This window comes from Gayadomonas joobiniege G7 (assembly GCF_000300815.1).
In the GTDB taxonomy this organism is placed as follows: Bacteria; Pseudomonadota; Gammaproteobacteria; order Enterobacterales; family Alteromonadaceae; genus Catenovulum; species Catenovulum joobiniege.
Genome location: NZ_AMRX01000001.1, coordinates 379514 through 398447, shown reverse-complemented (window position 1 = coordinate 398447; position 18934 = coordinate 379514). Strand labels below are relative to the sequence as shown.

At 41.7% G+C, this 18934-nt stretch carries 17 protein-coding genes; 8 read left to right on the top strand and 9 right to left on the bottom strand.

Annotated elements, in window-relative coordinates; translation table 11 throughout:
• Positions 1 to 49: 49 nt before the first annotated feature.
• Both mtnK and C727_RS0101940 read left to right on the top strand, forming a co-directional pair.
• Positions 50 to 1261, top strand: coding sequence for an S-methyl-5-thioribose kinase (mtnK, locus tag C727_RS0101945; RefSeq protein WP_017443939.1), 1212 nt, complete (start codon positions 50 to 52; stop codon positions 1259 to 1261).
• The gene (locus C727_RS0101940; protein ID WP_017443938.1) at positions 1262 to 1576 is read left to right on the top strand and encodes an SUI1 family translation initiation factor; all 315 of its coding nucleotides are present in this window, start codon (positions 1262 to 1264) and stop codon (positions 1574 to 1576) included.
• On the opposite strand, the gene C727_RS0101935 is transcribed toward C727_RS0101940, so the two are convergent.
• On the bottom strand, positions 1573 to 2595 hold the full coding sequence (locus tag C727_RS0101935; RefSeq protein WP_017443937.1) for a diguanylate cyclase domain-containing protein: 1023 nt from the start codon (positions 2593 to 2595) through the stop codon (positions 1573 to 1575). The genes C727_RS0101940 and C727_RS0101935 overlap by 4 nt on opposite strands.
• A gap of 91 nt (positions 2596 to 2686) precedes the next feature.
• Positions 2687 to 3964 carry an O-acetylhomoserine aminocarboxypropyltransferase/cysteine synthase family protein gene (locus C727_RS0101930; protein WP_017443936.1) on the bottom strand — a complete coding sequence of 426 codons (1278 nt, stop codon included), beginning with the start codon at positions 3962 to 3964 and terminating at the stop codon, positions 2687 to 2689.
• A 118-nt stretch (positions 3965 to 4082) separates the two neighbouring features.
• On the opposite strand from C727_RS0101930, the gene C727_RS17800 reads away from it, so the two are divergent.
• Positions 4083 to 5015, top strand: coding sequence for a 1-aminocyclopropane-1-carboxylate deaminase/D-cysteine desulfhydrase (locus C727_RS17800; protein ID WP_081579159.1), 933 nt, complete (start codon positions 4083 to 4085; stop codon positions 5013 to 5015).
• On the opposite strand, the gene C727_RS0101920 is transcribed toward C727_RS17800, so the two are convergent.
• From C727_RS0101920 to ilvG, 6 genes are all read right to left on the bottom strand, one after another.
• Positions 4951 to 6792 carry an EAL domain-containing protein gene (locus C727_RS0101920; protein WP_162131382.1) on the bottom strand — a complete coding sequence of 614 codons (1842 nt, stop codon included), beginning with the start codon at positions 6790 to 6792 and terminating at the stop codon, positions 4951 to 4953. The two genes, C727_RS17800 and C727_RS0101920, sit on opposite strands and share 65 nt — an antisense overlap.
• A gap of 249 nt (positions 6793 to 7041) precedes the next feature.
• Complete coding sequence (gene ilvA / locus C727_RS0101915) at positions 7042 to 8604, bottom strand: threonine ammonia-lyase, biosynthetic (RefSeq protein ID WP_017443933.1); 1563 nt, start codon at positions 8602 to 8604, stop codon at positions 7042 to 7044.
• A gap of 6 nt (positions 8605 to 8610) precedes the next feature.
• Positions 8611 to 10452 (bottom strand): dihydroxy-acid dehydratase, encoded by a 1842-nt coding sequence (gene ilvD, locus C727_RS0101910; protein WP_017443932.1) that lies wholly within the window; start codon positions 10450 to 10452, stop codon positions 8611 to 8613.
• A 113-nt stretch (positions 10453 to 10565) separates the two neighbouring features.
• Positions 10566 to 11495, bottom strand: coding sequence for a branched-chain amino acid transaminase (locus C727_RS0101905; RefSeq protein ID WP_017443931.1), 930 nt, complete (start codon positions 11493 to 11495; stop codon positions 10566 to 10568).
• An 18-nt stretch (positions 11496 to 11513) separates the two neighbouring features.
• Complete coding sequence (gene ilvM, locus C727_RS0101900) at positions 11514 to 11783, bottom strand: acetolactate synthase 2 small subunit (protein ID WP_017443930.1); 270 nt, start codon at positions 11781 to 11783, stop codon at positions 11514 to 11516.
• Positions 11780 to 13426: an acetolactate synthase 2 catalytic subunit gene (gene ilvG / locus C727_RS0101895; RefSeq protein WP_017443929.1), complete on the bottom strand. Its 1647-nt coding sequence runs from the start codon at positions 13424 to 13426 to the stop codon at positions 11780 to 11782. Before ilvG ends, ilvM begins: the two co-directional genes overlap by 4 nt.
• A gap of 445 nt (positions 13427 to 13871) precedes the next feature.
• Here ilvG and C727_RS19450 point away from each other — a divergent pair, with 445 nt between their 5' ends.
• From C727_RS19450 to C727_RS0101865, 5 genes are all read left to right on the top strand, one after another.
• Positions 13872 to 14969 carry a polymorphic toxin-type HINT domain-containing protein gene (locus C727_RS19450; RefSeq protein ID WP_155949144.1) on the top strand — a complete coding sequence of 366 codons (1098 nt, stop codon included), beginning with the start codon at positions 13872 to 13874 and terminating at the stop codon, positions 14967 to 14969.
• Between the two features lie 47 nt (positions 14970 to 15016).
• A complete protein-coding gene (locus tag C727_RS19445; protein ID WP_017443926.1) occupies positions 15017 to 15181 on the top strand; it encodes a hypothetical protein in 165 nt (54 codons plus the stop codon).
• 30 nt (positions 15182 to 15211) lie between these two features.
• The gene (locus tag C727_RS0101875) at positions 15212 to 15448 is read left to right on the top strand and encodes a hypothetical protein (RefSeq protein WP_017443925.1); all 237 of its coding nucleotides are present in this window, start codon (positions 15212 to 15214) and stop codon (positions 15446 to 15448) included.
• A gap of 189 nt (positions 15449 to 15637) precedes the next feature.
• Entirely contained in the window at positions 15638 to 16732 is a 1095-nt protein-coding gene (locus C727_RS0101870) for a nucleoid-associated protein (protein WP_017443924.1), read from the top strand.
• Positions 16687 to 17712: a GTP pyrophosphokinase gene (locus C727_RS0101865; protein WP_017443923.1), complete on the top strand. Its 1026-nt coding sequence runs from the start codon at positions 16687 to 16689 to the stop codon at positions 17710 to 17712. The genes C727_RS0101870 and C727_RS0101865 overlap by 46 nt, the downstream gene beginning before the upstream one ends.
• 311 nt (positions 17713 to 18023) lie before the next feature.
• On the opposite strand, the gene C727_RS0101860 is transcribed toward C727_RS0101865, so the two are convergent.
• The gene (locus tag C727_RS0101860) at positions 18024 to 18932 is read right to left on the bottom strand and encodes a tyrosine-protein phosphatase (RefSeq protein WP_017443922.1); all 909 of its coding nucleotides are present in this window, start codon (positions 18930 to 18932) and stop codon (positions 18024 to 18026) included.
• Positions 18933 to 18934 lie beyond the last annotated feature (2 nt).

Here is an 18934-nt window from a genome sequence, read left to right as displayed (position 1 = left end):
TTCAAAAGTCGGTATTGTATACCCTAATTATCATAAATAAAGGCCAGTTATGACTGAGGACAAATTTTTTACCGAAGCAAGCGCAATTGATTACGCCCGTACTGAGCTTAATTATTTTGCCAGCGATGCTCAGTTGTCGGCAAAACCACTTGGAGACGGGGTTTTAAACCGAGTGTTTAAAGTTGTCGATGAAAACACTAAGCGTTCATTGATTGTTAAACAGTATTTACCCAAAAAAGATTATTTAGGTACGCCTTGGCCACTTACCGTGGAGCGAGCTGAAATCGCCACTAAGGTTTTGCGAGCGCATGCGTTTGCGTGCCCTCAATATACCGTTGAATTATTGCATGCGGATAGCAAACTTGGCGTGCTGGTTTTAGAAGATTTATCTGACCATTTAACTTGGCGGCAAATATTGATGCAGCGCAAGCAAGTCCCTTTTGCTGGTGAACATTTAGGCGTTTATTTAGCCAGAGCTGCGTTTTTTAACTCAGACTATTATGTGCCGTCAATGCAAAAAAAAGCGCAAGTGGCCGAGACTATGAATGCGCAAATGCTTCAGATCACCGAAAATTTAGTTTTTTCTGATCCTTATAACCGCCATGAGCGCAATAAATATAATTTATTAATGGCTAATGAAGCAGATTTAATTCAGTCTGATCAAGATTTGCACATTCGGGTCGCTCAGCTAAAGTATAAATTTTTAAATCAAAATCAAACGCTATTGCATGGCAATTTGCATAGCGACAATATTTTAGTGACCGAAACAGGTACTAAAGTGATCAACGGCGAATTTGGCTGTTATGGGCCTATTAGTTTTGATGTAGGTACTTTGTTAGCTCATTTATTACTTAATTATGTTGCTCAGCCGGGCTTAACCGATAAAAATGTGGCCGAGGTATATCAAATTTATCTGAGAGACCAGATAAGTTTGTTATGGAATACTTTTACCTCGGAGTTTGCACGCCTGATGGCAGCTGAGACCCGCGATAAAGGTTTTCGTTTAGCCGCTTATCAGAATCAAGCTTTGCAGCAGATTAATCAAGATGCTATTGGTTATGCTGGCACCGAGATGATCCGACGAGTGGTGGGTTATGAGCATGTTCCTGAATTAGACACTATTGCTCAATCTCAACAGCGGGCTGGCTGTGAATATCATGCATTATTAATAGGTAAAACCATGATTATGCAAGCTGAAGACTTAACAAGCGCAGATGATATAATGGCTCTGTTAAAACGTATTATTCAGCAGGAGAGATAAATGACACTGGTTTACAGTACTGATAAAGGGCGTATTGAGCAGCCAAAAGAAGTTGCCAAAGCAGAAGTATATAGCGATGGGTATGTCCGCATCCGTCGGGAAACCTCGGGTCGCAAAGGTAAAGGTGTGATCACGGTTCGGGGCATAGATGCCGATGCAAAAGAAATTAAAAAAATCGGCCAGCTTTTAAAAAAGAAATGTGGCACCGGTGGTTCGGTCAAAGATGGTGTAATTGAGATTCAAGGGGATAAAAGGGATTTAATAAAAAGCGAGCTGGAAAAGCTAGGCTACAAAGTTAAGTTAGCCGGTGGCTAAGCAGGCGTAGGTTTATCGGTAGCCTTATCGGCTGGGCTCTGTTTAGCTTCTGCAGAGTCTTCTTGTTGTATTTGTTCTTTTACCATCAAACGCAATTTAGAAAAAACTTTGGCTGCATTTTTTTCGTCTAGTAATGGCAAATGCGCACTGGTTAAATTGGCCTTTTGTTGTTCAAATACTTTAAGTGTTTGCAGGCGCTCACGGCAGCGCTCAGTGGCAATTTGACAACCATCATCCTGATTGCTGAATAAAAGAATAATATATTCTTCGTCAGATATTCTAAAAATAAGGTCACTGTTTCTAAAATTAACTCGCAACGCATCCGCAATTTGTACTTCAGTTTTAACTAGGTTGGCTAGTGGCATGGTTTCCCGCTCTAATAAGTCAATATTGAGCAATACCAAAGATTTTTTTAATGCATTGCGGATCGCTTGTTGCGTTAAAATTTCGCCGACTTTGACAAATTTAACCAGTGTTCTTTCGAACACTTGGCGGTTATACAAACCCGTATTAACGTCTCGTTCCATATTGCAGCAGAGCTTGAGCATATTTTGAAAGATAACTAAAGTATGCGGGTATAAAAAACGATCCAACGGCATTGCGGTAGCGACATTTAACTGCAATAAATAACCCACTTGACCTAATTCGGGAACAATAGGAAAACAGAATATCTCGCGTTTATTGCCTTCTAAACGATGCGAAACGGGGCGATGCGCTAAAAAGCTGTCTACCGCGCTACTAATTGGCTCTTTGCTATCTTTAACTTGCCACGGCATTTCCATGATCTCGTTAAACACTAAGCTTTTGGCATCGGCCACTTTGCCAATATAGTCCCCGTGTTTATGGTGTACCTCAAAGATAGTGGCCGAGCTAATCACTTTCGCTTTTATCAGCATAGAGCTGAAACCATATAACAAACTTAGTGAGTCTCGGTATTTAGACAGGTCATTTAAAAACGAAAAACTACGACGGTAGATTAGAGTTTCTTTGCTGGGTTGAATTAACGGGCTGTTCGTCATAGCTTCCTCTTGACTGCTGCGGGCTCTGCTTCCTGCTTAGTTATAGTTTTAGACGGCTTGAATTGCAACAAGCCGTCGTAAAAAATAACGGTTATGCACTCACCTTGTCTAAAGCTTGTGACACATCGGCAATAATATCATCTATCGCTTCGATCCCGACCGAAATACGGACAAGATCTTCACTGACACCTGCCGCAGCTAATTCGTCTTTATTCAGCTGGCGATGGGTGGTTGAAGCTGGGTGACAAGCTAATGATTTGGCATCACCAATATTGACTAAACGTAAAATCATTTGCAATGCATCAATAAACTCAGCACCTGATTTAACCCCCCCTTTAATGCCAAAACTTAAGATACCAGAGGCTTTGCCTGCGGTAATTTTTTGGCAGCTTTCGTTATACGGGCTATCAGGAAGCGCAGCATAGTTTACCCAGTTAACTTTATCATGTTGCTGTAAGAAAGCCGCCAGCTTTTCTGCATTTTCGCAGTGACGCTCCATACGCAAACCTAAAGTTTCTAAACCTTGCATAATTTGAAAGGCATTCATAGGTGATAAAGCTGAACCTGTATTGCGCAGTGGCACCACACGACAACGGCCAATGTAAGCAGCTTCGCCTAAAGCTTCGGTGTAGACTACACCATGATACGAAGGATCTGGTTCATTAAGGATAGCAAAACGTTTTTTATCGGCAGTCCAGTCAAATTTACCCGAGTCGACGATAATGCCACCAACACTCGTACCATGACCACCAATATATTTGGTTAACGAGTGCACTACAATATCCGCACCGTGTTCAAACGGACGGCATAAAAATGGGGTTGCTACAGTATTATCAACAATTAAAGGCACCCCATGTTTATGCGCGATTTCAGACAGCTTTTGTAAATCGACGATATTGCCGGCCGGGTTGCCGATAGACTCACAAAATACTGCTTTGGTATTTTCATCTATCGCGGCTTCAAATGCATCATAATCGTCATGCGAGCACATACGCACTTCAATACCTTGAGCTGGGAACGTATGTGCAAAAAGATTGTACGTACCACCATACAGTTGGCTCGTACTCACGATATTATCACCTGCTTTGCATAAACACTGAATAGAGTAGGTAATGGCTGCCATTCCTGACGCAACGGCCAACGCGGCGATGCCGCCTTCCATTGCTGCGACTCTTTGTTCCAACACATCGTTCGTTGGGTTCATAATACGAGTATAAATATTACCAGCGACTTTGAGATCAAAAAGATCAGCACCATGTTGGGTATCATCGAAGGTATAAGAAGTGGTTTGGTAAATTGGCACAGCCGCAGCTTTAGTAGTTGCTTCTGATGTGTAGCCGTGATGTAGCGCAAGAGATTCGAGCTTCATGGATATTCCTTTTTGTTGTCTAGTTGTAAATAGATTACCGTTAAAACAGGGTTTGGGTAAACAAAAAGAGATTAAAAAGATTATACTAGCGGTTAATTAACATAAATCAGAGTGTGTTTTGTTCAGTCAATATAATAGCCCGTTACAGGCACTATCAGGCCTAAGCTCCTTGGCAGCCGGTGCAAAAGTGTATATTAAGCGAGATGATCTACTGCATCCTTATGTGTCGGGTAATAAATGGCGTAAGCTGAAATATTTTTTGCAAAATCACGATCCAAATCGTGCTGTGCTCAGTTTTGGTGGTGCTTATAGCAATCATTTACATGCGCTTGCATTTGCCACCAGGCAGCTCGGTATTCGTTGTCACGCGATTGTGCGTGGCGACAGTGATATTAAGTTAAGTCAAACCTTGCAAGATTGCCAAAAATGGTCAATGCGGTTGCACTTTGTTGACCGGGTTGAATACAGAAAGCGTACCGATAAAGCCTATTTAACTCAATTAGCAAAAAGGTTTGATAATGCAGTGGTATTGCCAGAAGGGGGCTTTGGAGCCAGGGCAATGCAAGGCGTTGGAGAAATTATTCCCGAGCTAGAAGAGATCCAACCTAGTTATATCTTTTGTCCAGTGGGTAGCGCGGCGACAATTAGCGGCTTAATTAAAGCGGCCCCTGTTAGTTGTAAAATCATTGGCGTTGCCGCTTTAAAAAATGCAGCTTATTTAATCCCTATAATCGAACAACAAACAGGGCGTTTACATGGTGACAACTGGACCTTGTTATTAGACGCGCACCAAGGTGGTTTTGGAAAAATTAATCAGGATTTACTGGCCGCGGTGAAGGATTTTTATCTTCAGCATAAAATTTTATTAGACCCTATTTATACCAGTAAGATGTGGTTGGCATTTATCAAGTATGCACAGCAAGAGTTAACCGCTAACGATACCGCAGTACTATTGCACACAGGGGGCTTACAAGGGTGGCAAGGGTTTATTGAGAGGCAGAAGTTAAGCTCTGAATTTCTGGCAGATACTGGCCTGCATTCGGTTGATTAAAATAATTGCCTTGGGCACCGCCTAAATTGAGTTTGATAATGGTTTGCCATTCAGCTTCACTCTCAACGCCAAACGCAAACACATCAATATCCCGAGTCATACAAGCGCCTTGTAAACTGCGAATAAATATTTGGTTTTCGGTTTTCTGTTGCAGATTGCGAATAATACTCGAGTGCAGTTTAACCAGTGCAATGGGTAGATGGTTTAAATAGTCGGAGTTGTGCGGGAAACGACCCACTTGATCAACTATTACAGTCACTTTCATAATACTCATTTGGTTAATAAAGTCTTCTATCTGCTCGTTTTCTTTACAAACGACAGACTCCGAAATCTCAAACATTAAGTGCTGGCAGAGCGCAGGCGTTTGTGTGAGTTCGTGAATTAACCAGTATTTAAATTCATCATTCATTAAGGCATCTTCGCTCAGGTTGATGCTAAATTTTTGTGGCTCTTGTAGTTCACTTTTTACACGCGATAATATTTTGTTTAACGCAAGTTTTTCAAACGCGATTTGCAAGCCACATTGGCTTGCTTGCGGCATAAAAACTGGGGCGTTTAATAAATTACCTTGCTTGTCAGCTAACCTTAATAGGGTTTCATAATGATGAAGCTGAGTGCCATTGCCGGTGATTTGAACGACTGGCTGATAAATAATGGTCAGCTCGCCGCGCTGCAAGCGGCTCTCTAAAAGTGTACGCCATTGCACTGAGCCCATGTTTGCAGTGGGTGGGTTCTGTCCTTGCTCGTACATCACCCAGCTATTGATATTTTGCAACTGGGCCGCACGAACTGCTGAATCTGTTTCTTGCATAACCGAAGCACGGCTATCTCCGGGCTGATACCTAGCGACACCTATATGTAGCCAATTATCGCTTTGCATAGGGTACATAGGGCGTAGTTGACTTAGATGGTTAAATAAGTTTTTGCAGAATTTTTCCGTTTCTCGGTCGCCTATATTGCTGGTTAAAATCACAAAACTTTGTTCAGAAAAGCGGGCGAATACCCAGTCTGGGTGGCGTTTGATGAGCTGATTGATGGTTTCGGTAAACTGACTTAAAAACTCGGTCGCACCCGCTTTATTTTTTTCAATTAATAATTCCAGGTCTTGCATCCGAATACGTACTAATGCGCCAGATTCATCAACCTCTTGGCTGCTGAGCAAAGCCCCTAAATGGTTTTCGAAAAATACCCGGTTGCCTATACCTGTTTGTGGATCTAAAAAACTTTGTGCGCGAAAAAATTTATCAATTCGAGCCTGATCGCTACGTGATTTAACCAACTCTTCTAATAGGCTGTTAATTACCTCAAATACATTGATCGAGGCGGATAGATCTGTGCTTCGACGTTTGATTTGGGTGTGGAACAAGCGGCGGGCTTTTCGCTCTATATGAGTAAAATTTGTTCGCATTCGATTAACGCTTAAATACAAAACGACAAATCCTGCTCCGCAGACGAATATCAACACCACTAAACTGGTGACTAAAGTTGATTTGTCTAACACTGTATAGTTAACCTGAAACTGCATGGTTTCAGACACTCGGTAAACAGGGCTGCTGAATTCTATGCTAAGCCATTTTGCTGGTCTTAACTTATTAATTTCATTGCTTTTATTGTTAAACTGATAGCTTACTTGGTTAACCCTGTGCAATTGGCTTAACATTTCAGTTAAGGTTTCTACCGATGGTGATTGGATAGAAGTAAGCATGGTTAAGCTGGACTCTATATGTTGTTGGTTAAGCGAAATGCGGTTCCAACTCCAAAGAGTCCAGATTGACACGCTAAAAATCAATAGACAGAGCGCTAGCCTGTTTTGCCAGGTACGCAGTATTCTGGATAAAGATTTTATTGGCTGCTGAGTCATAGTCCCTGACACTTAAAACGTTCTGATTTGCTTAGTGCAAAGGATAAGGCATTTACAGAAAAATTAAATCATTTAAACGAATAAAATTTATTCAATTTTTATAAAGTGAGTATTGAGTTCAGAAATAAAGACGCAGTCACATTTTTTGTGCCACTGCGTCAAAGCTCATTCACTGTCAGCTTTTAAAAAGAATGCATAAGCGGGATTATCAGTTTCATCGTTATAGCGATAACCAATTTGGTCTAAATGCGCTAATAAATCGTTAATTTGATTATCTGGTACATCAAATCCAGCTAATACCATACCGCTAGCGGCACTATGGTTGCGGTAATGAAATAAAGTGATATTCCAGCGAGTGCCTAAAGTGCTTAAAAAGCTCATTAAAGCGCCCGGGTATTCAGGAAAATCAAAACTGAATATTCTTTCGTTATTTAAGTTAGCTGAGCGGCCACCGACCATATGTCGAACATGGAGTTTAGCCACTTCGTTGTCGGATAAGTCAAACCAGTTAATTTGGTTTTTTTCTAACTCATTAGCCACTTGCTTAAGCTCGGTTTCGCGATCTTTTAGCTTTAAACCAACATAAATATGTGCGTTTTTAGTGGGCGCATAACGGTAGTTAAATTCGGTGATAGTGCGACCGCCTAGCACTTCACAAAAGTGCTTAAATGCACCTTTTTGCTCTGGAATAGTGGCTGCAATGATGGCTTCTTTTTTCTCACCGAGCTCACTACGTTCTGAAACATAGCGCAAGGTATGAAAATTGATATTAGCACCACATAAAATAGCCCCAAGTTGCATTTTTTGTTGCGGGGTGTTTTGACTCAACCATTTTTTTATACCAGCCACCGAGATAGCACCCGCTGGCTCAGCAATAGCGCGGGTGTCATCAAAAGTATCTTTAATGGCGGCACAAATTTCATCGCTGGAGACTGTGATCACCTCGTCAACGTATTGCTGACATAACCGGAAGGGTTCTTCGCCGATGATTTTAACCGCTACACCGTCCGCAAAAATACCCACTCTGTCCAAGGGTTCACGCTGACCGCTTTGCATGGCTTTTTGCAAACAAGCAGACTCGTCAGATTCCACAGCAATGATTTTAATATTAGGTTTAAGCTGTTTAAGATAAACTGCAATACCTGCTGCTAACCCACCACCCCCAACAGCTACAAAAACCATGTCGAGGTCGCGTTTGCTGTCAAAAAGCTCTTTGGCAATCGTGCCTTGGCCGGCAATGACGTCAGCGTCATCAAATGGCGGTACATAAGTATAACCATGCTCTTTTGCTAAAGATTGAGCGTGGCCACTGGCCACGTCAAAGCTGCGGCCAATTAAAATCACATCAACCCAATCACCACCAAAACGGCGTACGGCATCTACTTTAATGTCAGGCGTGGTTTCAGGCATGACAATGGTTGCTTTAACCTGCATTTTATTCGCCGAGAGTGCAACGCCTTGTGCATGATTACCCGCAGACGCTGTGATCACACCGCGTTGTTTGGCGGCTTGGCTTAAATTAGCGATTTTGTTATACGCACCGCGGAGTTTAAACGATTTGACTGGTTGCTGATCTTCACGTTTTAACCAAACGTCATGGCCAAGCCGCTTAGACAATGCCGGCATAAAGTTTAGATCAGTATTTTTAGCCACATCATAAACAGGTGCGGTGAGTATTTTGCGCAGGTATTCCTGCGCACTCGGTTGTTGTGATTCTATTTGGCTCATTATTCCTCAGTCTTCTAATTTGCTGCGATCACGCACGGCACCTTTATCAGCGCTGGTGGCAAACATGGCAAAGGTTTTTAATGCAAAAGAAACTTCGCGCTGGCGATTTTCTGGCTTCCAACCTTTTTGTTCACGAGCCTGACGTCTTTGTGCCAGTTCTTCTTCGTCAAGCTTAAGTTGAATGCTGCGCGCTGGAATATCTATTTCTATCATATCGCCGTTTTCAACCAAGCCGATTGTCCCACCACTGGCTGCTTCTGGAGAAACGTGACCGATAGATAAACCGGATGTACCACCAGAAAAACGTCCATCAGTAATTAACGCACATTTTTTACCTAAACCTTTAGATTTAAGGAAAGTGGTTGGGTATAACATTTCTTGCATGCCAGGACCCCCTTTAGGGCCTTCATAACGGATAACTACCACATCACCGGCTTTAACTTTGTCGTTCAAGATGCCATCAACAGCATCTTCTTGGCTTTCAAAAACAATCGCTGGGCCAGTGAATTTCCAAATTTCTTCTTCAACCCCTGCGGTTTTTACAATACAGCCGTCTAATGCAATATTACCTTCTAATACAGCTAAACCACCTTCTTGGCTATAGGCGTTTTCTAAGCTGCGAATACAGCCATTGGCTCTGTCTTTATCCAGCGATGGCCAGCGGCAGTCTTGTGAAAAGGCTTGTGTCGTGCGGATACCTGCAGGGCCAGCGGCATAAAAGGTTTCGATTGCTTCGTCTTGGGTTTGCATGATATCCCACTTGGCTAATACCTCAGGCATAGTGCCACCTAGGATATGGTTTACTTGTTTGTTTAATAAACCAGCCCGATCTAATTCACCTAACAGACCCATAACACCACCTGCACGGTGAACATCTTCCATATGATATTTTTGCGTGGCCGGTGCAACTTTACTTAAGTTGGGTATTTGTCGCGACATACGGTCGATATCCGACATGTTGAAGTTTACATCACCTTCCTGTGCAGCCGCTAACAAGTGTAATACGGTATTGGTTGAACCACCCATTGCAATATCGAGTGCCATTGCATTTTCAAAAGCTTCGCGGGTTGCAATGTTACGTGGCAGGGCCGTAGCGTCATCGTTTTTGTAATAGCGCTCACATAATTCAACAATCAAGCTACCTGCACGTTTAAATAATTGCTCACGGTCGGCGTGGGTGGCGAGCATAGAACCATTACCAGGTAAAGATAAACCAAGTGCTTCGGTTAAGCAGTTCATCGAGTTTGCAGTGAACATGCCCGAGCAAGAACCACAAGTAGGGCAAGCTGAACGTTCAACTTGTTCACTTTGCTCGTCTGAAACGTCTGGGTTTGCACCCTGGATCATGGCATCCACTAAATCCAGCTTGATAATTTGATCAGATAATTTAGTTTTACCGGCTTCCATAGGACCGCCTGAAACAAACACAACTGGGATGTTTAATCGCATTGCAGCCATTAACATGCCCGGTGTGATTTTGTCACAGTTAGAAATACATACAAGTGCATCGGCACAGTGTGCATTGACCATGTATTCAACTGAGTCAGCGATTAAATCACGCGACGGCAAGCTGTATAACATGCCGCCATGACCCATAGCGATGCCGTCATCGACCGCAATGGTATTAAATTCTTTTGCAACACCACCGGCTGCTTCGATGCTGCGGGCAACCAGTTGGCCCATGTCTTTTAAGTGTACATGGCCTGGTACAAATTGGGTGAAGGAGTTAGCAACCGCAATAATAGGTTTGTTAAAGTCTTCATCTTTCATACCTGTTGCGCGCCACAACGCGCGTGCGCCGGCCATATTACGGCCTTGAGTTGTTGTTGCTGATCTGAGCTTTGGCATTGTCTTCTCCACTGCATTTAATGCATATCTTTTAAAATGCAAAAGCAGGCGCTGGGCCTGCCTTACTTATTAACTATTGATCTTGGGGCCTGAAGCAGGCATTCAAGGGCGGATTAATCGTTGATGTAATCCAACCAACCCCATTTATCTTCGGTTGTACCGTTAAATAATCCAAAGTAGGCTTTCTGAATTTTTTCGGTGATAGGGCCACGTTTGCCATCCCCAACTTGAATTTGGTCAACGCTACGGACCGGCACAACTTCGGCTGCGGTACCACACATAAATACTTCGTCGGCTAAATATAAAGCTTCACGTGGCAGCGCTTGCTCAACCACTTTGTAACCCATCTCTTCGGCTAAAGTGATTAAAGTGCCACGGGTAATACCGGGTAAAATACCTGAAGTTAATGGCGGAGTGCTGATGACGCCGTCGCGTACAACAAATAAGTTTTCGCCTGCACCTTCAGAAACATAGCCGTTATGGTCAAGGCCAATGCCTTCTACATAACCATGACGCTTAGCTTCTGTGGTAATCAAGATAGAAGATAAGTAGTTACCACCCGCTTTTGCACCTGTTGGCATGGTATTGGGGGCTAAACGATTCCAGGAAGTTACCGCCGCATCAACACCTTGTTCTAAACTTTCTTCGCCTAAATAAGAACCCCAGTTTAACGCAATGATTGATGTTTCTAATGGCACTTTAGGTGGATTTAAACCTAAGTTGTGTGCGCCCATAAACGCGAACGGACGTAAATAAGCACTTTTAAAACCATTTGCTTTAACAATGTCTTTGCAGCCTTGGTTGATTTCGTCAGCCGTGTAAGGAATATCAAAACGATATATTTTGGCTGAATCAAATAAACGTCGGGTATGCTCAGCTAAACGAAAAATAGCTGGGCCTTTTGGTGTGTCATAACAACGCACCCCTTCAAATACAGATGATCCATAATGGATGGCATGACAAACAATATGCACTGTGGCGTCTTGCCATGGAATGACTTTACCGTTGTACCAAATTAATTCCGGAAAATTCGAGTTACTCATTATGTATGTATCCTGAAGTTATGCGTTGATTGCGACTGCTTTGTTATTATCTGATATGTTGTTTTTTAGCGCGAGCTCCGACACATCATATAATTTTTCAAGCTGGTTTTTTAAATTAGTAATAGGGCGCTCGCCACTGACGGTTAGCTGGATCACTAATTGCTGATTGTCTGTATTGTTTTGCATATTGACGGCTTCTAGTGCAAAACCTCGATGGCGAACCACGCGTAACACACGTTCCATGACTTCAGGTCGTGATTGAGTGGTCAGGTATAAAGTATGTGTCATGCGTTGCCCTCCAACATTTCTTGATTTGCTTTGCCCGGTGGCACTAATGGCCAAACATTGGCTTTATCGTCAATTTGTACGTGTAATAAAAACGGACCTTGATGATTAATCATAGTGTCGATGGCAGATTCTACCTGATCACTTTGACTAATGCTTAAAGACGCTATATTAAACGCTTTTGCTAATGTGACAAAGTCTGGATTGTCACTTAAATTCGTTTCTGAATAACGCTCGTCAAAAAACAGCTCTTGCCATTGTTTAACCATACCTAAGCGCTGGTTATCTAATAGCACAATTTTAACTGGCAAGTTAAAGCGTTTAATGGTGCCAAGCTCTTGCACATTCATCATAAAAGAACCATCGCCAGACACCACGACAGAAACACTGTCGGGTCTTGCTACTTGAGCACCAATGGCAGCCGGTAAACCAAAACCCATAGTACCAGCCCCACCGCTAGATAAGTGGTTGCGAGGTGAACTAAATAACATATGTTGTGCAACCCACATTTGGTGCTGGCCAACATCACAACTTACCACATGATCTTGCGGTAAACGTTGGCTTAACTGATTTAACAGCGCAGGTGCATAAATATCTTTATTTGGATAATCATAGCGCCATGCATATTCGGCTTTTAATGCTTGGCAATGTTGTTGCCAACTATTGATATCTGCTTTAACCGCCAATTGAGGTAATAAATCTTTAAAGTCTGCCAAAATGGATACATCGGCTTGTCTAAGTTTACCTACTTCAGCGGCATCTATGTCTAAATGAATCACTTTGGCTTCTGGGGCAAAGGTATCTAACTTGCCCGTCACTCGGTCGTCGAATCGTGCGCCGGTACAAATCAGCAAGTCACATTCTTGTACCGCTAAGTTGGCTGCTTGATTACCGTGCATACCAACAAAACCCATATTGTACGCATAGTCAGATGGTACTGATCCCAAAGCTTTAAGGGTTGAAATTGCCGGAATTTGTGTCGTGTTCAATAAGGCTTCTAACTCGCTTAAAGCATCCGCTGCACCAACACCACCACCAACGTAAAACAGTGGTTTTTGTGCTTGTTCGATGAGCTCACGAGCGCTTTGAATTTCGGCTGAATCTGCTTTGCGCGCGTTAATTTCTTTAACTGGGTAAGGTTCAAAGTCGGTTGCGCCCACTTGAATATCTTTGGGGATATCAACCAAAACAGGGCCAGGACGACCCGATTGTGCCAGCTCAAAAGCTTGGTGCAGCACGTCGGCGAGCTCGTCTATGTTTTGTACTAAAAAGCTATGTTTAGTAATAGACAAAGACATGCCAAGCACATCCATCTCTTGGAACGCATCCGTTCCAATAAGGCTGCTAAATACTTGACCGGTAATAGCAACCACGGGTACAGAATCTAACATAGCATCCGCCAACCCCGTCACTAGGTTGGTTGCACCGGGTCCTGATGTGGCCATGCACACACCGACTTTTCCCGTGGAGCGCGCGTAGCCGACTGCCGAAAATGCAGCGCCTTGTTCGTGGCGACATAAAAAGTGCTCGACATCCGAATCATATAAAGCATCGTAAATGGGCATAATAGCCCCGCCTGGGTAACCAAATACGTGTTTAATGCCGTGTTGCTGTAATACTTTTAAAACCAGTTCTGCGCCGGTCATAACCTACCCTTTATTTTAATTCAGGCCTGATAACAAAAAGCCCCCGAGTCTTTCGACGCGAGGGCTAAATACTATCTGGCGTTATTATGATTAAGCCAAACTCAGCCCTCGCAGTTTAGTGACGACCACCACCACGTTGACGACTAATAGGTTAATCATAATAATAAAATTCATCGTAAAAATACTTGCCTGCAAAAAATAGTTTGCTTAGAGGGTGTATAAATACCATACAATTGCTTGTTTAACAAGCTCAAATTGGCTGGCAGTATGAATTGGTTGTATAAAATTAGCGTTTTTGTTAAAAGTGATTCGCACACTGACTATATACGCTTGGGTGATACGTTAGTTGCGCGAGTCGAGAGCAAAGGCAGTTTAGTAGATCCATCAAGTTCCCAATTTAGCCAAATACTACAGCCTAAACCATCTGATTTTGGTTTGTTATGGCGTGATCAAAACTTACCATTTTGGACTTTCGTTAAATACCCCAGCTGCAAAATCAGGCGCATTGGGTTTTACCGGACACGTTGAAGATGATAACGGCCTTGTTTATATGCAGGCACGATACTATGATCCAGTGATTGGTCGTTTTTATTCGAATGATCCTGTAGATGCTTTGGGGCATATGAGCCGTGGCAATAGCATTGCACATGGATTCAATCGTTACGCATACGCGAACAACAACCCTTATAAGTACACAGATCCAGACGGTGAGTTTGTAAACTTTGCTGTCAAGTTTGTTGCAGATGTTGCATTCGGTGCTGCGCTTAACTATGCCGAAACAGGATCACTAAATCTTGGCGGGGCGGTCACTGATGCAGCAGTTGGTGTACTAAACCCTGCCAAAACTGTTCAAAAAGCTAAAAGGCTAGCCAAGGTTATAAAGGGCGGTAGTTGCTGCTTTGTTGCTGGAACTCAGGTTTTAACTGAGGATGGCTACAAGAACATTGAAGATGTAAAACTGGGTGAGAAGCTTTGGGTAAAAAATACTGATACAGGAGAACAAGAATGGAAGCCTGTTACCAAAATTTTTGTAGAACCAGATCGTGGTATTTTCGAAATCAATTTGCTTGGAGAAGAAGGCTTTGAGCAAAAAATAGAAGCTACAGATGCTCACCCTTTCTATGTTGTTGGGAAAGGTTGGAAGCAGACTATCGAACTAGAAGTTGGTGACTTGGTCGAAACTGATGGTCACGGCTCTATGAAAGTTGTTAGTGTTATTGATGAACAACGTCTCTATTTAACATATAACTTTACTGTTGCTGACTTTCACACGTACTACGTCACGAAGAAAAATGTTCTTGTTCACAATTGCATTAAGTCTAGAAGTTCAAGACCAGACGCTTTACCAGAAGCAGAAGGTAGGCCGCATTCAATAGTTGAAAAACCCGGTGTGGATGGACAATATACAACTCATAATGGTGATGGAACATTTAAGCAGTATAGAGGTAGCGGTCAAGATCATGGTGGAATACCAAGGCCAAATGTTAAGGAAAATAAGTTAAATACAAACCCTAATACTGGTGAACAATTTCCTAGTAAATAGGAAGTCCGCCCACCGAGAGAAGATGAAATTCCAAAAGGATAGAAAATGTGTTTAGCATAGAAGAGTTTAAGTCAGTAAATACAAATGTGAATGTATTTGATTATATTCATGCATTATTTAGCAATGAAAATGTTGCACCAGATTTAGTGTTGGCAATTGACTCTATTTTTAGACCAAAGTTTAAAGAAGTTCATGGGGTTCTGTTTGTCTAGGAGTTATATTCTTCTGATAAACATGAATCCTTGGAAAAAGCTAATAAAAGCAATGGCGAAATTTCATACTGGGTTAACCTAATTGACTTAACATCGGTATTTGAAGGAGTTGATTTCCAAGTGGTTTTATCCATAGCGGAAAAAATTAAAACTAGCTGGAACAAAGAGTTAAATAGGGATTATTGTGGGTACAATGCTCAGGCTTGTCTTATAAAAGAAGAGGAGTCGAGAGAAATATATTTGACTTTAGAGTTGAAAGAAAAATAAGAGCTTTTTTGAATCCAAAGCCTCGCACTCTGACCTAGGAAGCGGGGCTTTGTTTTTTCTGGCTGTGATGGCTTGGGATTTTGTTTTCAAGGCTGGAATATTGAGCTGACTTGAGTAGAGATGGGGCTTTTTTTAATTTTAAAAAGAAGTATGATGTGGTTTGAAAAATAATAAATACAAGGTAGTAATATGCAGTTGCTGAACTTAAATATTGATCGAATTATTATTCATCAGGTCTATCAACGTGACGCTGAAGGTCAGAAAATAACACCTATGCAGAGCCATGAATTCACACGTTTTTCGCGTGAAGCAATGGAAACTTTTAAACAACGTGTTGTTGAAGCTCTAGGTGAAAGTTCAAGAGCTGTACAGATGGAAATTGTTCATCAGGAAGCTATTCACTTACCTCAGCTAGTTGAAAGATCTATTGATGAAAATGATGAAACATTTGCTGTTTCTTCATATGATTTCGCTACTCTTCTGGCTGACGCTCAACAAATGAAATCAATTCCCGGTGGTATTGTCGTTGTCTTCAGTGGTACTCAAGGCCATCCGGCTAAAAAATTTTTAGGACTGATAAAAGCAGAAACTCATAGCGCCTATGAAAAGGAAGTAGATGAACAAACAGGTGAAATCTCATTAAAATATGTAGAGGAAGTCCTGTTAACGCCAAGCTCAAAATTGTATAAAACAGCAGCTTTTTTTGAGAAATCTAACTACGCTCCTACATATTCGGACTTAAATGATAAATGGATTGTCATGGTATCGGATTCGCAGATAAATAAGGCTGGAGGTAAAGCTGCTGCTAGATATTTCTATGCTGATTTTCTTGGTTGCGGATATCCTCAAACAAGTGCCAGAACTACTAAACAGTTTTATGAATCAGCAAAAGATTTTATTACTACACTTGATGTTCCAGAAGCGAAAAAAAGCGACTATATCAACGCATTGACTACTTATTTAAAAGTCGATACTTCTTCCTCAATTAGCACTGCTGATTTTGCTTCCAAATATTTTGAAACTGATGTTCAAGATGCGTTCTCCGAACATATGGAGAATTCAGGTATTCCAACGGCTTCCTTTACTAAAGATATTGAACACATAAGTAGCAACCTAAAATTTAGAAAGGTCAGTTTTAGTAAGAATGTTAAAATTTCAGCTCCTTCAGATTCTTTTAAAGATTTAATAAATATAACTACAATAGAAGGAGAAGCAGATGAATCAGGTATGGCAACGGAATGGACCAAGGTAATAATCAAGGACAAAATAGTGACTCAAGAATGACCGAGGCTGAATTTCTTGCGAAATGGCAGGAAGATAAACCTGTCTATGATGCATGGGGTAAGTTTGTAGTTGCTGAAATTTGTTCTAGTCTTGAATCTGTAAATAAAGAGTTAGGTACATTTCTTAAAATACCTGCAAAACATAGACTAAAGGATGATCAATCTTTAATTGACAAAGCGTTCTATCGTGCGGGTAAAAACTACTCTGATCCGTATAACGATATAGAAGATAAAGTAGGTGCTAGGTTTGTAGTGTTAACGATTAGCGACATCGATTTGATCTGCAACATTATCAAATCATCGGATCTATGGACATTTGATGCTTGTAAACATTTTGATGAAGACAAAGAAAATTCTCCTTTATTGTTTACCTATCAATCGGTTCATTTTGTTTTGCGACCTAAAAAGCAAGTGTCAATTGATGGGGTTGATATACCAGAAAACGTACCTTGCGAAGTCCAAATAAGAACCCTCTTGCAACATGCTCATGCTGAGCTAACACATGATGCTATATATAAAGCAAAAACAGCGATAAAACCAAAAGTACATCGTACTGTCGCTAAAAGTATGGCTCTTATTGAAACAACAGATGATTTCTTTACTGAGGTTACAAAACAATTAAGCAAAGGGCCATTAGAAGAGTTGGCAATAGTTTCGCAACTTGATGCATTATATTATGGATTTACAGGAATTAAAGCGGATACGCAGAAGTCTATTTTAACTATCTTGGATGAATTTGAGGATCTTATTGATTCCGATTTAATCAACACGATAGAGCAATTTATCAATAATAACCCAGCTATTCCCGAAATTATAAAAAGTAAATACTCTGATGGCGCACTCTATAAGCAAAGCACCGTTTTGCTTTTGTATTGGATGTTGAAACGCAAAAAAAGAAGACTTCTTGATAATTGGCCTCTAGACAAAAAAATGCTTATTCCATTGGCAAATGACATTGGTGTTAGTACTTTAGAAAACTAAGGTTCCATATTAGTTAATTACTCAGTGAATTGGGCTAAAAAGGTTGCTGTTTAACATCTTGATGTGTACGGGACTGAAGCCGTTACGTAAAAGCTCAAAAGCTCAAAATCAATGATGGCTTTTCTGCCTTTTCCCAACAGTTGATACAAAAAAAGGGCTTTCGCCCCAGAGCATTTAAAAGTAAGCGATCATTATAGACCGTCTTTTAAGCTGAACTAAAACTTAGCTAGTACCTAGCTCAGCGCCCAAAGTCAGTGGAGCAGATAGTTTGTGTACAACCCAGCGATTTGTGATCACTGGGTTGTATGGGGCTATTTTAAATACTTTGCACGAAGTTGCACAATTTGCGCTGGACTCACTTCTAACTCGGTTTGAATATAGTTTTCAACCGAGCCAGATTGGCGTTCCATTTCAGCAAAAGCCGCTTCTAAATAGCTGGCTCGGGTGCCCATTAAGGCTTTAAGTGCCGGTTTAGGCAGGCGTGCAAAGGCCGCGTACATAGGGTCGGCTTTTTGCTCGTCAGAAGCATGCAACATCTCGGCTGGATCTAATAGTTGTTCAGACATCACATAGTCTTTAATGACTGTTTTTTTATCAACACCTAGTGAGGTTAAAATCAAAGCGGCTGCGATACCCGTTCTATCTTTACCCGCAGTACAGTGAAACAATACAGGCTTGTCTGTTTCTAACAAGCGGGCAAACATGGCTTTGTAATGTGCTTTTTGCGAATGGACTAAATCTGGGTACATTTGTATCATCAGTTGTTCCATGTCGGCTTCACTCACATTAGGTTTGCTCAACAGACGGCCAAAAGCGGCTTTATCAAATTCTAATTGATAGTCCCATGTCATGTGTTTAATTGGGTCTGCTTGCCACTGAGTTACATCTTTTGCTCTTTCGTCGTTTGCTCTAAAGTCAATAACGGTCGCGATGTCGCGCATGGCAAGTTGCTGATAGTCGGCTGGTGTCAGTTTGTGCAAGGCCCCTGAGCGGTACAATAGATCCCATTTTACCTTGCGCCCATCGGCTGCTTCGTATCCGCCGAGTTGACGAAAATTACGGCCACCCTCTAGCTGTAATACTTTTTGTTTGCTGGCGTCGCTGATTTGTTGATCTGATGCATTTTGTGCCGCCAGTTTTTGTGATTCAAGGGTTTGGCAGGCTGTCATCATTAAAGTAGCCGATAAGGTTAATACTAGGGTTTTATTATAAAGTTTCATTT